General features: G+C 71.2%; 13 protein-coding genes. 2 read left to right on the top strand and 11 right to left on the bottom strand.

Going from position 1 to position 14,081, the window contains the following annotated elements:
- Window positions 1-437: 437 nt before the first annotated feature.
- The 7 genes from OH809_RS19800 to mshD form a co-directional block, all read right to left on the bottom strand.
- A complete protein-coding gene (locus OH809_RS19800; RefSeq protein ID WP_406421162.1) occupies window positions 438-842 on the bottom strand; it encodes an NUDIX hydrolase in 405 nt (134 codons plus the stop codon).
- Window positions 839-1,870 carry a CHAD domain-containing protein gene (locus OH809_RS19795; RefSeq protein ID WP_406421163.1) on the bottom strand — a complete coding sequence of 344 codons (1,032 nt, stop codon included), beginning with the start codon at window positions 1,868-1,870 and terminating at the stop codon, window positions 839-841. The genes OH809_RS19800 and OH809_RS19795 overlap by 4 nt, the downstream gene beginning before the upstream one ends.
- Window positions 1,857-4,112: an RNA degradosome polyphosphate kinase gene (locus OH809_RS19790; RefSeq protein WP_406421164.1), complete on the bottom strand. Its 2,256-nt coding sequence runs from the start codon at window positions 4,110-4,112 to the stop codon at window positions 1,857-1,859. The genes OH809_RS19795 and OH809_RS19790 overlap by 14 nt, the downstream gene beginning before the upstream one ends.
- 269 nt (window positions 4,113-4,381) lie before the next feature.
- Window positions 4,382-5,356, bottom strand: a complete 975-nt coding sequence (locus OH809_RS19785) for a hypothetical protein (protein ID WP_406421165.1) — start codon at window positions 5,354-5,356, stop codon at window positions 4,382-4,384.
- Window positions 5,353-6,264, bottom strand: coding sequence for an ATP-binding cassette domain-containing protein (locus OH809_RS19780; protein WP_406421166.1), 912 nt, complete (start codon window positions 6,262-6,264; stop codon window positions 5,353-5,355). Before OH809_RS19780 ends, OH809_RS19785 begins: the two co-directional genes overlap by 4 nt.
- The gene (locus tag OH809_RS19775) at window positions 6,261-6,668 is read right to left on the bottom strand and encodes a GntR family transcriptional regulator (RefSeq protein ID WP_406421167.1); all 408 of its coding nucleotides are present in this window, start codon (window positions 6,666-6,668) and stop codon (window positions 6,261-6,263) included. Before OH809_RS19775 ends, OH809_RS19780 begins: the two co-directional genes overlap by 4 nt.
- A 112-nt stretch (window positions 6,669-6,780) precedes the next feature.
- Window positions 6,781-7,716 (bottom strand): mycothiol synthase, encoded by a 936-nt coding sequence (gene mshD / locus OH809_RS19770; RefSeq protein WP_406421168.1) that lies wholly within the window; start codon window positions 7,714-7,716, stop codon window positions 6,781-6,783.
- Between the two features lie 332 nt (window positions 7,717-8,048).
- Here mshD and OH809_RS19765 point away from each other — a divergent pair, with 332 nt between their 5' ends.
- Both OH809_RS19765 and OH809_RS19760 read left to right on the top strand, forming a co-directional pair.
- The gene (locus OH809_RS19765; RefSeq protein WP_406421169.1) at window positions 8,049-9,848 is read left to right on the top strand and encodes a bifunctional metallophosphatase/5'-nucleotidase; all 1,800 of its coding nucleotides are present in this window, start codon (window positions 8,049-8,051) and stop codon (window positions 9,846-9,848) included.
- Between the two features lie 116 nt (window positions 9,849-9,964).
- Window positions 9,965-10,390 (top strand): DUF302 domain-containing protein, encoded by a 426-nt coding sequence (locus tag OH809_RS19760; RefSeq protein ID WP_406421170.1) that lies wholly within the window; start codon window positions 9,965-9,967, stop codon window positions 10,388-10,390.
- A gap of 83 nt (window positions 10,391-10,473) precedes the next feature.
- Here the strand turns inward: OH809_RS19760 and OH809_RS19755 are convergent, their stop codons facing one another.
- Genes OH809_RS19755 through OH809_RS19740 form a run of 4 tightly spaced genes read right to left on the bottom strand, consistent with a single transcriptional unit; the run spans window position 10,474 to window position 13,984 of the window.
- On the bottom strand, window positions 10,474-11,901 hold the full coding sequence (locus OH809_RS19755; protein WP_406421171.1) for a sensor histidine kinase: 1,428 nt from the start codon (window positions 11,899-11,901) through the stop codon (window positions 10,474-10,476).
- The gene (locus OH809_RS19750; RefSeq protein ID WP_406421172.1) at window positions 11,898-12,626 is read right to left on the bottom strand and encodes a response regulator transcription factor; all 729 of its coding nucleotides are present in this window, start codon (window positions 12,624-12,626) and stop codon (window positions 11,898-11,900) included. Before OH809_RS19750 ends, OH809_RS19755 begins: the two co-directional genes overlap by 4 nt.
- A 42-nt stretch (window positions 12,627-12,668) precedes the next feature.
- Window positions 12,669-12,842 (bottom strand): hypothetical protein, encoded by a 174-nt coding sequence (locus OH809_RS19745; protein ID WP_406421173.1) that lies wholly within the window; start codon window positions 12,840-12,842, stop codon window positions 12,669-12,671.
- An 11-nt stretch (window positions 12,843-12,853) separates the two neighbouring features.
- On the bottom strand, window positions 12,854-13,984 hold the full coding sequence (locus OH809_RS19740; protein ID WP_406421174.1) for a S1C family serine protease: 1,131 nt from the start codon (window positions 13,982-13,984) through the stop codon (window positions 12,854-12,856).
- Window positions 13,985-14,081 lie beyond the last annotated feature (97 nt).

Here is a 14,081-nt window from a genome sequence, read left to right as displayed (position 1 = left end):
GGGTGGTGGGCGGGGCCCCTCCGGGGCGTCTCCTCAGAACTGGCGCGGAAGCCGGCAACGCGGGCGAACCCGGGACGAGCGCCAGTCCCTGCGGGGACTCCCCTGCACGGCCCCACCCAGGCATCACTCGCGCCCGCGACCCGGCGGTCGTGACAGGAGGGCACACCGGGCCGTTGGCGCGCGACGGCCGGTCCGGGGCCGTGCAGGGGAGTCCCCGCAGGGCGACGAACGGGTACCCGGGCTTCCCGGCGTACCCGCCGAACGTTCGTCGTTCGAGGAGACACCCCGGAGGGGCCCCGGGCCACCACCCGCCGGGCAGGCGACGGTGCCACCAGGGGTCAGGCGGACACCTCAAGCCCGTCCGGCGATTGAGGACGGAACCCTGCCCCCGGACCCGGGTGCGAGAACCGCACCGCCCGCCGGGGCAGCCCCGCACGTCACCCGCTGATCAGCAGCGCGTCCAGCAGGTCGCGGTCGCGGGGCTGGGTGAGCCGGGTGCGGGCCGCTTCCGGGTGGAGCCAGAGGACGCGGTCCACCTCGTCGCTGGGGACGAACACGCCGTCCGTCGCCTCGGCCGCCCAGTACAGGACTTCCTTGGGGCGGCCGTTCGCGAGATACCGGACCGTGGGCAGCGGGGGCCCCGGTATGCAGTGGTGGCCGGTCTCCTCCAGAACCTCGCGCAGGGCGGCGTCGATCGCCGGCTCGCCGCGCTTGAGCTTGCCCTTCGGATGTGACCAGTCGTCGTAACGGGGCCGGTGGACCAGGCAGATCTCGAGCTCCCCGGATTGCTCCGACCGGCGCCACAGCACACACCCCGCGGCCTGTACGATCCCGCCGTTCATGGCGCGGTCACAGTCGCCGTCGTGTACGGCCAGGTCTCCCGGAACATCCCGCGGGCCGCCTCCACCTCGTGTCGCTGGTCGGCGTGGAGCACCCCCAGGGCGTAGGCGGTGGCCGGCGCGATCCTCGGCGTACGGGCCGCCGATGCCGCCGCCGCGGCTGCCTCCGCCGCGTCCCGGTGCAGGTCGAGCGCGTGTCCGGGGGTGACCAGGACAGGGTCGGGGGCGCCGCATACCACCTCGTGGGCGTACCGGTGCAGTCGCAGCAGAAGGCGGGCCTGGTGCCAGGGCGCGTCGTGCGCCTCGTTGTACGGCTCGGCCGTCTCGTCGGACGGGAGCGCGGCCACCGCACCGAGCAGCCGCTGCTCCGCCCGGTCCGCGGGCCCGTGCAGCATCTCGGCGGCCGGGGCCGTGGCCGCGGCGGAGAGCGGGACCTCGGAGGCCAGCAGGGCGACCGCGTCGGCGACCGCGTGGAACCGGGACGAGCCGAGCGCCTGGAGGGCCGCCGAGTGGGCGCGGGTCCTGGCGAGGGTGAGCTGCCGTTCCAGAAGCGCTCCGGCCCGGGCCGCACCGACGCCGAGTGCGGCCCGTTCCTTGGCCTGGGCGTCGTGCGGGGCGACATCGATACCGGTGCCGACGGAGGCGGTTCGCTGTGTGCGGGGCGGCGGCAGCGAGGTGCCGGACAGGGCGTGCAGCGCTTCGAGGAGCCGGGTCAGCCGGGTCGCGTACGCGTGCTCGCGGGCCAGCGTGCCGGAGAGCCAGGCCAGTTCCGTACGGAGCTGCTCGGCCCAGCCGGGTTCGAGTGCCGACCGGAAGGTGTGCAGGGTGCCGCTGATGCGGCGGGCCGAGCGGCGCAGCGCACCGGCGGCCTGCTCGGCGGCGAGTGTCCCGGCGTCCGTGGGGGCGCTGTTCTCGCGGTGCAGGCGCAGGCTGCGAAGGAAGTTCGCGGCCTGTTCCTGCAGGTAGGGGGCGAGGACCGCGCCCGCGGACACGTCCGTCCGGGTCGTCGTCTGGTGGTCAGGGCGTCGCACGCCGGCGCCTCCGTGCGTCAATGAGCATTTCCTGTACGTGCCGCAGCGGCTGGCCGTCCGCGTCCGTGGCGTGCCGGTTCCAGTTCCCGTCGGGACCGAGGTGCCAGGAGGAGGTGGTGTCGGCCATACCGGTCTCCAGGAGTCGGCTGAGCGCGGCACGGTGGGCGGGGTCGGTGACCCGGACCAGTGCTTCGATCCGGCGGTCGAGGTTGCGGTGCATCATGTCGGCACTGCCGAACCACACTTCGGGTTCGCCGCCGTTGCCGAATGAGAAGACCCGGGAGTGTTCGAGGAAGCGGCCCAGTATCGAGCGGACCCGGACGTTCTCGGAGAGGCCGGTGACGCCGGGGCGGATCGCGCAGATGCCGCGTACCCAGATGTCCACCGGCACGCCCGCCATCGCGGCCCGGTAGCAGGCGTCGATGATCGCTTCGTCGACCATCGAGTTGACCTTGAACCGTACGTAGGCGGGGCGTCCGGCCCGTTGGTGCGCGATCTCCTTGTCTATCCGGGAGATCAGCCCGTCGCGCAGGGACCTGGGGGCGACGAGGAGGCGGCGGTACGTCTCGCGGCGGGAGTAGCCGGAGAGCCGGTTGAAGAGGTCGGAGAGGTCCGCGCCGACTTGCGGGTCGGCGGTCAGCAGGCCGAGGTCCTCGTACAGCCGGGCCGTCTTGGGGTGGTAGTTGCCGGTGCCGACATGGGAGTAGCGGCGCAGCGTGTCGCCCTCCTGGCGGACGACGAGCGAGAGCTTGCAGTGGGTCTTCAGGCCGACGAGGCCGTAGACCACATGGCAGCCGGACTCCTCCAGCTTGCGTGCCCACTTGATGTTGGCCTGCTCGTCGAAGCGGGCCTTGATCTCGACGAGTACGAGGACCTGCTTGCCGGATTCGGCGGCGTCGATCAGGGCTTCCACTATCGGGGATTCGCCCGAAGTCCGGTACAGGGTTTGCTTGATGGCGAGAACGTCGGGGTCGGCGGCGGCCTGCTCCAGGAACGCTTGCACGGAGGTGGAGAACGAGTCGTACGGGTGGTGCAGGAGTACGTCGCGTTCGCGCAGCGCGGCGAAGATGTCGGGCGCGGCGGCGGATTCGACCTCGGCGAGATCGCGATGGGTGCCCGCGATGTACTTGGGGTATTTCAGCTCGGGCCGGTCCAGGGACGCTATGCCGAAGAGCCCGGTGAGGTCGAGCGGACCGGGCAGCGGGTAGACCTCGGCGTCGGACACCTTGAGTTCGCGTACCAGCAGGTCCAGCACGTACGGGTCGATGGACTCCTCGACCTCCAGGCGGACCGGCGGGCCGAAGCGGCGCCGCATGAGTTCCTTCTCCAGGGCCTGGAGGAGATTCTCGGCGTCGTCCTCCTCGACCTCCAGGTCCTCGTTCCTGGTGACCCGGAATGTGTGGTGGGCGAGGACCTCCATGCCCGGGAAGAGCTCTTCGAGGTGGGCGGCGATGACGTCCTCTATGGGCACGTACCGCTGCGGCGACGCCTCCAGGAACCGGGTCAGAAGCGGCGGCACCTTGACGCGGGCGAAGTGGCGGTGGCCGCTGACCGGGTTGCGTACGACGACCGCGAGGTTGAGCGAGAGGCCCGAGATGTACGGGAACGGGTGTGCCGGGTCGACGGCCAGCGGCGTCAGTACGGGGAAGACCCGCTGCCGGAAGAAGGTGAACAGGCGGGCCTGTTCCTTCTCGGTCAGCTCCGGCCAGCGGATCAGCTGGATGCCTTCGTCGGACAGTGCGGGCGCGATGTCCTGCTGGTAGCAGGCGGCGTGCCGGGCCATGAGTTCGCGGGACCGTGTCCAGATCAGGTCGAGGACCTCGCGGGGCTGCAGACCGGATGCGGAGCGGGTGGCGACGCCGGTGGCGATACGGCGCTTGAGACCGGCCACCCGGACCATGAAGAACTCGTCCAGGTTAGAGGCGAAGATGGCGAGGAAATTCGCTCGTTCGAGGAGGGGTGTCGCCGGGTCCTCGGCGAGCTCCAGCACCCGTTCGTTGAATGCGAGCCAACTGCGCTCCCGGTCCAGGAAGCGGCCGTGCGGCAGCTCGCTGCCGTCGACGTCGGGTTCGTACACGTCCACGTCGGCGTCGAGATCGGGATCGAGGTCGGCGGCCATGGAAAGGCCGGCTCCCGCGTAATTCGGGGATGCGACGGCATGGGGGCGGTGCGCGGCGAGAGAGCCGACCGACGGCTGCACGGCGGGCTGGACCGGGACCTCGGAGCTGGGCAACTGGCTCATGGCCCTATTGTTCCGCGCGGAAGGCTTCCGGGGCGCGTCGGAGGGGGCGGAGATCGCGGAAAACCCGGGGTCTCTGCCGCGTTTTCTCCCGTTGCGGGGGGTCGGCACAGCTGGCTGCATCCTGAGAGGGTCGCAAGCGCGTCTGAATGGGCGGTAACGGCGACATGACGTGCAGGAAGCGGTGTGCGATGCCGGGTTGCGGTGTCACGCTGCGTGTGCGGGGTCCGGGCCGCCCCCTCTGCGGCCCGGACCCCGACGATCGGGGAGGGTCAGCCGTGGCGTCGGCGCAGTACCCGGAAGGCGAGGGCGACGGCAGCGGCGGCGAGGACGAGCAGGATGCCGGTCTCGACCAGCTGGAGCGGCCAGAAGTGCGAGGCGGGGTGGTAGTCGACGTAGCGGAACGCGACGTCGTGGCCGGCCAGGCAGTCCTTCAGATCGTCGGCCGAGTTCAGGCACACATCGACGGGCAGCCGCTTGCCTCCGGTGGTGATCCACCCCTGGCCGGTTTCGGCAGCCGCATCGGGGAACCGGTAGGCGCTCCCGAACCGGAAGGTGTCCGTACGGACCGGCCACAGTCCGTTGCGTACGGTGTTCAGGGCCACGACCAGTGCGCCGTACGCGAGAACCGTCACGATCATCGCGGCGACCGTGCGCCGCAGCAGAAGCGCGGCGAGCGCGCCGAAGGCGAGCATGAGCAGCGCGTAGCCCACGGGGACGGTGCCCATCGCGCCGTACACGACCCGCTCGTACCACTCCGGTGTGTAGTGCGTGCCGTTCGCCTTTGAACGGGCCCAGGCGCAGACGGCGGACAGGACGGAGACCCCGGCGAGGGTCAGGACGGCGGGCACGGCGAGTTGTGCGGCGAGCCAGCGCGCGGGTGACACGGACTGGGTCCAGGACAGCTTGTACGTGCCGCTCTCCAGCTCCCGGCCGATCACCGGGCCTGCGACGAAGATGCCGATGAAGGCGGGCAGCAGCATCATCACCAGGTCCGCGTAGGCGAGCACTTGGCGGAAGTGGAATTCGGTGTCGAGGAAGTGACGGACGGTGTCGCCGCAGCCCCGGGTGGTCTTCTGGGCCGAGCAGCCGGTGCCCGCGAACGTGTCGGAGACGGAGCTCATCCACAGGTAGGTGCCGACTACGGCGGCGATCCCGGCGAGCGCGAGGGCGCCGACGGTCCACAGGGGCCGGCGGTACCGGCGTACGACGACCCGGGCCGGGCCGCGCAGGCTGAGGGTGCTCATCGCGCCGCCACCGCCTCACGGGCCACGGTCTCGCCGTGCGCCGCGCTCGGCGTCAGCAGTGCGGGCGCGTCCGGTGACCGCAGATGTGCCAGCAGCAGTTCCTCCAGTGACGGTGTCGCGATCTCCCAGGCCGCGTCGTCCACCGGGCCCTCCTTCCGTACCAGTGCGGTCAGTCCGCGCCCCGTTGTGCGGGACTCGACGACGGTGTGCGGTGCCAGGTCCTGTACCGGACCCGTGAGCAGGGCGTGTGCGCCGAGGATCTCCTCGGTCTCGCCGCCGAGACGGACCCGGCCGCCGTCGACGAGCAGGAGGTAGTCGCAGGCGCCCTCCAGCTCGGTGAGGATGTGCGAGGACATCACGATGGTGGTGGCGTGCTCGGCGGCCTCCGCCATCAGGACGCCCATCAGCTGGTGCCGGACGAGCGGGTCGAGGTCGGCCATCGGCTCGTCGAGCAGCAGCAGTTCGGCGCGCTTGCCGAGCGCGACGGCGAGCGCGAGGCGGGTGCGCTGGCCGCCGGAGAGCGTGCGGACCCCGGCGTCCCTCGGGAGGTCCCCGATGACGCGTTCGGCGGTGGCCCGGTCCCAGGTGGCGGGGTTCAGCTCGGCGCCCGCCCACAGCGTCTCGGCGACCGTCAACTGCGGGTACAGCGGCTTGTCCTGGGCCACGAAGGCCATCCGGGCCCGGGCCTCGGCGGGCGCGGAGCCGAGGATCCGCAGGGTTCCCTCGACCGGCCGCAGGAGGCCCGCCGCGAGGGCGAGCAGGGTGGACTTGCCCGCTCCGTTCGGCCCGACGAGCGCGCATATCCGTCCCGCGGGCAGCCGGAACGAGCAGTCGCGCAGCGCCCGGTCACCGTCTCCGCGCCGGTACGTCATGCCGAGGCCGGTCGCCTCGATCGCAGCGCCTGTCATGTGCGGTCGTCCCCCTTGTACGTGCTGTCCAGTACGGCGGTGAAGAGCGCGGCCATGTCGTCGCGCTCCAGCCCGGCCGTGCGGGCCCGGCGGGCCCAGTCGGTGAGTTCTCCCCGCAGGGGTGTGTCCGTGGTGGCCGTGGTCCCGAGGGTCCGGCGCACGAATGTGCCCATCCCGCGCCGGGCCTCGACCAGGCCCTCGCGCTCCAGTTCGCGGTAGGCCTTGAGCACGGTGTTCGGGTTGATGGCGGTGGCCTCGACGACCTCGCGTGCGGTGGGCAGCCGGTCGCCGGGCTCCAGCAGTCCGAGGCGGAGGGCCTGTTTGGCCTGCTGGACGATCTGGAGGTACGTGGCGACGCCGCTGCGCCGGTCGATGCGGAACTCGACCGCTGCGGACTCTGCCATGTTCACCCCTTTCACTAATTGAGTAGTGAAAGGGTGCCGGAAAGAAGGGGCGGCGTCAAGCGACGCCGCCCCGGGGGACGTTGTGCGGGCTCAGAGGTGGCCCGACAGCCTCTCAGGACTCCGCGCGGTACATCAGGTCCACCTCATGGGTGGCGAAGCCCATCCGCTCGTACACGGCCAGGGCCGCCGTGTTGTCCGCGTCGACGTAGAGCATCGCGGTCGGCAGCCCCTCGGCGGCGAGGTGGCGCAGCCCGATCGTGGTGAGCGCCTTGCCGAGACCGCCGCCCTGCGCGTCGGGCCGGATGCCGACGACATACACCTCGCCGAGGTGCTCCTCGGCGTGCACCTTTGTCCAGTGGAAGCCGACCAGCTCGGTCCCGCCCTCGGTCTCGCGCTCGGCCAGGAAGAACCCCTTCGGGTCGAACCAGGGCTCGCCCTTGCGGTCGTCCAGGTCGCGCTGGGTGAGCGATCCCTGCTCGGGGTGGTGGGCGAACGCGGCACTGTTCACGGCGAGCCAGGCGGCGTCGTCCTGGCCGGGCACGAAGGTACGGACGGTGACGCCCGGCGGCAGTACGGGCTCAGGGATGTCCAGCGGGCTCAGCGGGCGGCGCAGCTGGCGCAGCTCGCGGAAGAGGGAGAGGCCCAGGACCTGGGCGAGATGGCGGGCGGCGGACTTCCCGCCGTGCGCCCACACGCGCAGCCGCTTCCCGGTCGCGGCGAGCAGCGCGGCGCCCAGCGCACGCCCGTGCCCCTGCCCGCGGTGCGCGGGATGCACGACCAGCTCGGCGGCGGGCGCCTCGACGGGGTCGGTGTCCTCGAGCTGTGCGTACCCGACGAGGGTTCCCATGCTGGTGAGCAGAAGGTGCCGTACGCCCTCCCGGCGCCCGCCCCGCAGTTGCAGTCGCCCCTGCTCGGAGACTGCGGGCCTGCCGTCGGCGCGGGCCGCCTCGCCGAGCAGGTCGAGGACGGCTCCGGCCTGGTCGGGAGAGAGCACGTCGAGCGTCTGGATCTCGCGTCCCGGAGCGGGGAGGGGTACATCAGTCGTCATGCGTACGAGCGTACGGCGGGGCGGGGCGCTGGTGGGGCGGGGCGGGGCGTTGCGGCCTCGATCGGCGGTGTGCGGTGCGGGTCGGACCGCCTTCGCGGGGTGAGCGCGGCCGTCGGCCGGTCCCGGCCCGTCGGCCCTGGCGTACCGGCCTGCGGTGACCTGTATGCCGTGACGTTCCTGTCTGCATATGTGTGCCGTAGGGGTGAAGTGCGGTGATAGATGCCCTTACTGACCACAAGGCAACCAGTTCGTAACTCGAAACACCTGTCGCGCTACGCGCGTTGACTCTAGGCTGCGGGCCGAACCCTCCCGCTGAATTCACAAGGGGACCGATGTCCGCGACACCGCATAAAATCCGTGCGTCGAGGCGGGTGCTCGCCGCCGCGGCCGGGCTGGCCACCGTCGGCGCGCTCGTGGCCGCGATGCCGGCCGATGCCCAGAGCCTCGGTGACGGCAATGGGGGCCACGAGCCGGCCCGCACCGTCGATGTCCAGCTGCTCTCCTTCAACGACCTGCACGGCAACCTGGAGCCGCCGGCCAGCTCCGCGGGCACGATCCCGGCCGGTGGCGTCGAGTACCTTGCGTCCTCGCTGCGCACCGCGCGCCAGGGCCACCCCTACTCGATCACCGCGGCCGGTGGCGACATGGTGGGCGCGAGCCCGCTGCTGTCCGGTCTCTTCCACGACGAGCCGACCATCGAGGCGCTCAACAAGATCGACCTCGATGTGACGACCGTCGGCAACCACGAGTTCGACGAGGGTGCCACCGAGCTGGCCCGTCTGCAGAACGGCGGCTGCCACCCGGTCGAGGGGTGCTACGAGAAGGGCAAGACGTTCCAGGGCGCCGACTTCCCCTACCTCGCCGCCAACGTGACGGACGAGAAGACCGGCAAGCCGATCCTCAAGCCGTACACGGTGTGGAAGAAGAACGGCGTCAAGATCGGCTTCATCGGGGTGACCCTGGAGGGCACGCCGAACATCGTCACGGCCAATGGCGTCAAAGGCCTGAAGTTCCACGACGAGATCGAGACGGTCAACAAGTACGCCAAGGAGCTCGACCAGCAGGGCGTGAAGTCCATCGTCGCGCTCATTCACGAGGGCGGGGTACCGGCCTCCACCTCGTACAACTACGACTGCGACACCTCCGGCGCCGGTGACGGCATCTCCGGGCCGATCGTCGACATCGCCAAGGGGATCTCGCCCAAGGTCGACGCGCTGGTCACGGGCCACACCCACCAGGCGTACGTCTGCACGATCCCGGACCCGGCGGGCAACCCGCGCTTGGTCACCTCGGCGTCGTCGTTCGGCAAGGTCTACACCGACACGACCCTCACCTACGACCGCCGCACCGAGGACATCGTCCGTACGTCGGTGAAGTCGGCCGCGGCCTCGAACCCGAAGGCAGCGAACCACATCGTCAGCCGGGACCAGGGCAGGGCCAGGGACATGACGGACCTGATCGCGCGCTGGAACACCCTCGCGGCGCCCATCGCGAACAGGCCGCAGGGCTACATCACCGCCGACATCGAGGGCCGCAGCTCCACGGCCCCCGAGAAGCCGCTCGGCAACCTGATCGCGGACGCCCAGCTGGAGGGCCTGGCCCCGGCGGACAAGGGCGGGGCGGTCGTCGCCTTCATGAACCCGGGCGGCATCCGCGGGGACCTGGTGTACGCGTCGGTCGACGGCAAGTCCGACGGGGTGGTGACGTACGGGGAGTCCTTCACCGTGCAGCCCTTCACCAACATGATGAACGTCGTCGACCTGACCGGCGCCCAGCTGATCACCGCACTCCAGCAGCAGGTCAGCGGCTCCAACGAGGCCAGCCCGAAGATCCTCCAGGTGTCCAAGGGACTCACCTACACCCTGGACATGACGAAGACCGGCGCGGCTCGCGTCGTCGTCGACACCATCAAGCTGAACGGTGCGGCGATCGACCCGGCCAAGACGTACCGCGTCGCGATGAACGAGTTCCTCGCGGGCGGCGGCGACGGCTTCGCGGCACTCGGCCAGGGCACCAACAAGCTGGTCGGCGCCTCCGACCTGGACCTGTTCAACGCGTACCTGTCGGCCCACTCGGCGGCGGCGGCGCCGCTGGCCCCGCCGGTCACGGACCGGATCACGGTCGTTCAGTAGGTCCTGCGGGACACGCAGTGCCCGTACGCGGGTGAGTGAGCGGGGCGGTGGGCCGGATGGCCCACCGCCCCGGTGTCATCAGGGGATCCGAAAAAGTCTCGCCTATGGTCGCAAGAATGACTGAAGATGCAGACAAGGGCCTGGTCACCGTGGCCAGCAACAGGCCTGTCCGCGAGACGATCGACCGGCTTCAGGACGCGATCACCGCAGCTGGCTTCCATGTGTTCGCGCGGGTCGACCATGCGGACCACGCCGCCCGTGCCGGGCTGGAACTCCGTCCGACCGAACTGCTCATCTTCGGCAAGCCCGAGGGCGGCACGCACCTGATGCAGGACAAGCAGACCGCCGGCATCGACCTTCCGGCGAAGGCGCTGGCCTGGCAGGACGCCGCCGGGGTCACCTGGGTGACCTGCAACGACGCCTCATGGGTCGCCGCACGCCACGGACTGGGGCCGGAGAGCCAGGCCGGTGTCGCGGCACTGGAGGCGAGCACGGTGGCCGCCGTACGCCAGGCCACGTCACCGGCCCTCGACACCCTCTGAAGGCGCCCCCCGCCACCCGCCTGAGCCCGGTCGCCTCGCCGGTCCGGCACAACCCCGGGGCCTGACCGGACGCCGGGGGCGGCTCAGGGGTTCCCCGGCGGCGGCTGCGGTGCGCCCGGCAGTCGGATCGAGGCCTCCGTGCCGCCGCCCGGCGACGGGTGCAGCGCGACCTCGCCGCCCGCCTGCTGGACCGTGCGGGCGACGATCGACAGGCCCAGGCCCGAGCCGGGGAGCTGGCGGGCGGAGGGGGAGCGCCAGAAGCGTTCGAAGACGTGGGGGAGTTCCTCGGCGGGGATGCCGGGGCCGTGGTCCCGTACCGTCAGTTCGCCGTCCCGCAGCGCGACCTCGATCGTGCCGCGGGGCGGGCTGAACTTCACCGCGTTGTCCAGGACGTTGACCACCGCCCGCTCCAGTGCGGCCGGCTCGGCCCGTACGTACCAAGGGGTCAGGTCCGCCCTGATCGTCAGCTCGGGGCCACGCAGCCGGGCCCGTTCCAGGGCCGTGTCCGCGATGTCGTGCAGGCCCACGACCTGGAGCGGGCCGGGGTTCGCCGCGTCGGGTCGGGCCAGTTCCTGGAGGTCGCCGATGAGCGAGGCCAGCTCGGTCATCTGCGCCTTGACCGACTTCATCAGCGCCTTGCGGTCGTCCGGCGGGATGGCCCGGCCGGTGTCGTCGCTGCGGGCGAGGAGTTCGATGTTGGTGCGCAGGGACGTCAGCGGCGTCCGCAACTCGTGGCCGGCGTCCGCGATCAGCTGGGCCTGGCGGTCGCGGGAGCTGGCGAGGGAAGCGGTCATCGAGTTGAAGGAGCTGGACAGCCGGGCGATCTCGTCCTCGCCCTCGACCGGGATGCGGACGGTGAGGTCCTCGGTGCGGGCGACGTGCTCGACCGCCTCGGTGAGCTCGTCGACGGGGCGCAGGCCGGTACGGGCGACCCAGAGACCGGCGGCGCCCGCACCGATGACGCCGATGCCGGAGACGACCAGGAGGACCCAGGTGAGGGTGGCGAGCGGCTCGGTGATCTCGCTCAGCGGGCGGGCGACGGAGACCGCGAAGCCGCTGGGCAGCAGGCCCGGCACCGGGTTGCGGGTCTGGTACGTGTAGCTGTAGACGCGCATCTTCTTGCCGTTCTCGGCCCTGGCCGTGTGCAGGGCGTTGTCCCGCAGACCGGCGGCCACGGCGATGTCGTCGGTGGTCACACCGATCGGTGACGCCTTGGGGGCGGTGCAGGTGTTCCCGGACACGGTGACGAGCTGCACGACGTATGCCCCGCCGAGCTGCTGTGCGGCCGCCTGGCCGGGGTGCGTACAGGCGGCGACCAGGTCCTGCACATAGCTGTCGTCGACCTTGACGTTGCGCAGCGAGGTGTCCAGCTGTTGCTCCAGCTGGACCCGCGTCGCGAACCAGCAGGCCGCCGCGACCGCCGCCACCGCGACCGCCACCGCTGTCGCCACCAGCAGCGCGAGCCGGGAGCGCAGCGGCAGGGCGCGGAGCCGGCGCAGGGTCCCGGTCATCCGTCACCGCGGCCCGAGCGGAGCGCGTAACCGACCCCACGCACCGTGTGCACGAGCCGAGGTTCGCCGCCCGCCTCCGTCTTGCGGCGCAGGTACATCACGTACACGTCCAGGGAGTTGGAGCTCGGTTCGAAGTCGAAGCCCCACACCGCCTTGAGGATCTGCTCGCGGGTCAGTACCTGCCGTGGGTGCGCCAGGAACATCTCCAGCAGGGTGAATTCGGTCCGGGTCAGCTCGACCCGGCGCGGGCCCCGGGTGACCTCGCGGGTGGCGAGGTTCATCCGCAGGTCGGCGAAGGCCAGCACATTGTCGTCGGGGACGCCGCCTGCCGTGGCCGCGTACGAGCTGCGGCGCAGCAGGGCCCGGATGCGGGCGAAGAGCTCGTCCAGTTCGAAGGGCTTGACCAGGTAGTCGTCGGCCCCGGCGTCGAGTCCGGTGACGCGGTCGCCGACGGTGTCGCGGGCGGTGAGCATCAGGATGGGCGTGGTGGTGCCGGTGGCACGGAGGCGGCGGGCGGCGGTCAGACCGTCCATCCGCGGCATCTGGATGTCGAGGACGATCAGATCGGGGGCGTACGACTCCGCCCTGGCCAGCGCGTCGAGTCCGTCGACGGCGACCTCGGTGTCGTACCCCTCGAACGCGAGACTGCGCTGCAGGGCCTCGCGCACGGCCGGCTCGTCGTCGACGATCAGGATGCGCTGCGGATCGTCTTCGGCGGGGCTCATCGCTCGTTGTCCTCTTCTCTCTGCTGCCGTGGTGCTGTCTTCTCAGCCTCGCACGACCGTCGCGCTGCGGCGGGCGGCGCGGCGTTTCCGGCCGGTGGTGCGGGTCGTCGCACGGACCTCCGGCGAGCGCCGCGCCACGGCGGCGAACTCCGTCGCGAGCATCAGTGGCAGCGCGAGGGCGGCCGGGCCGGTGGGGGTGTGGGAAGGGTGGTTCATGGCTGATCTCCTCAGAAGCTGTTGCCGGACCGCAGGGTGTCCAGGTCGGCCTTGAGCGTGTTCACCGGGATGGCGAAGCCGAGGCCGACGCTGCCCGCGCCGGAACTGTTCGAGCCGTCGGACGAACTGGCGGAGTACATCGCGGAGTTGATGCCGATGATCTCGCCGTTCATATTGATGAGCGCACCGCCGGAGTTGCCGGGGTTGAGCGAGGCGTCGGTCTGGATGGCCTTGTAGGTGGTGGTGGAATTGCCGGTGTCGCCGTTGAACTGCTGCCCGCCGAACTCGAACGGCCAGACGCTGCGGCCCCCGCCCTGCTGTCCCTGACCGCTGCCGCTGTCCTTGGCGACGGTGACATCGCGATCCAGCGCGGAGACGATGCCGCTGGTGACGGTGCCGGTGAGGCCCTCGGGCGAGCCGATCGCGACGACCTGGTCACCGACCTTGAGCGAGGAGGAGTCGCCGAGCGTGGCCGTCTTCAGCCCGCTCGCCCCCACCAGCTTGATGAGCGCGAGGTCCTTGTCGGCATCCGTGCCGACGACCTTCGCGGTGTACGTCCTGCCGGTGCTGAGCGTCACCTTGATCGTCGAGGCGTCCGCGATGACATGGTTGTTGGTGACGATCTCACCGTCGGAGGTGATGATCACGCCGGACCCGGTGGACTGGCCCGCGTTCGAGCTTGCGACGATCTCGACGATCGTCGGCGACACCGCCTGCGCCACTCCGGCGACGGTGCCCGCGCTGCTCTGCGAGACGGTCGTGCCGCTGACCGCACTGCTGCCGCCACTGCCGCTGGAACCGGAGTCGGTGAACTGACCGATGGCGGTGGCGGTGGCACCACCGACGACCGCCGCCGCGACGGCCACGGCCGTCAGGAGGGCGACCGGCCGTCCGACCCGGCGCCTGCCGCGCGCGGGCGGCTGGGGTGCGGGCTGCGGCAGCCCGTGGAAGTCGCCGTAGCCGTCGTCACCGCCGCCACTGTGGCCGTCGGCGCCGCCGCTGCCGGGCCACACGGTCGTCCCGGGGCCCGCGGCGATCGGCTGCGCCGGCCGGTACGAGGGCGGCGGCGGGTAGGCCGCGTCGCCGTTGCCGTACGAGGGGTGCATCGGATACTCGCCGCTCGGGCGCTGGCTCTCAGTCATGTCTACGACTGTGTCCAGCGAACATGAGAGAACCCTGAGCACGCCCTGAGAAGCCCGACAGAACCGTGTATGCCCCATATAAGAGCCACGGGGAACG

The organism is Streptomyces sp. NBC_00873 (assembly GCF_045207415.1).
Taxonomy (GTDB): Bacteria; Actinomycetota; Actinomycetes; order Streptomycetales; family Streptomycetaceae; genus Streptomyces.
The sequence above is the reverse complement of the archived record's forward strand: the minus strand, read 5'-3'. Positions and strand labels throughout refer to the sequence as shown.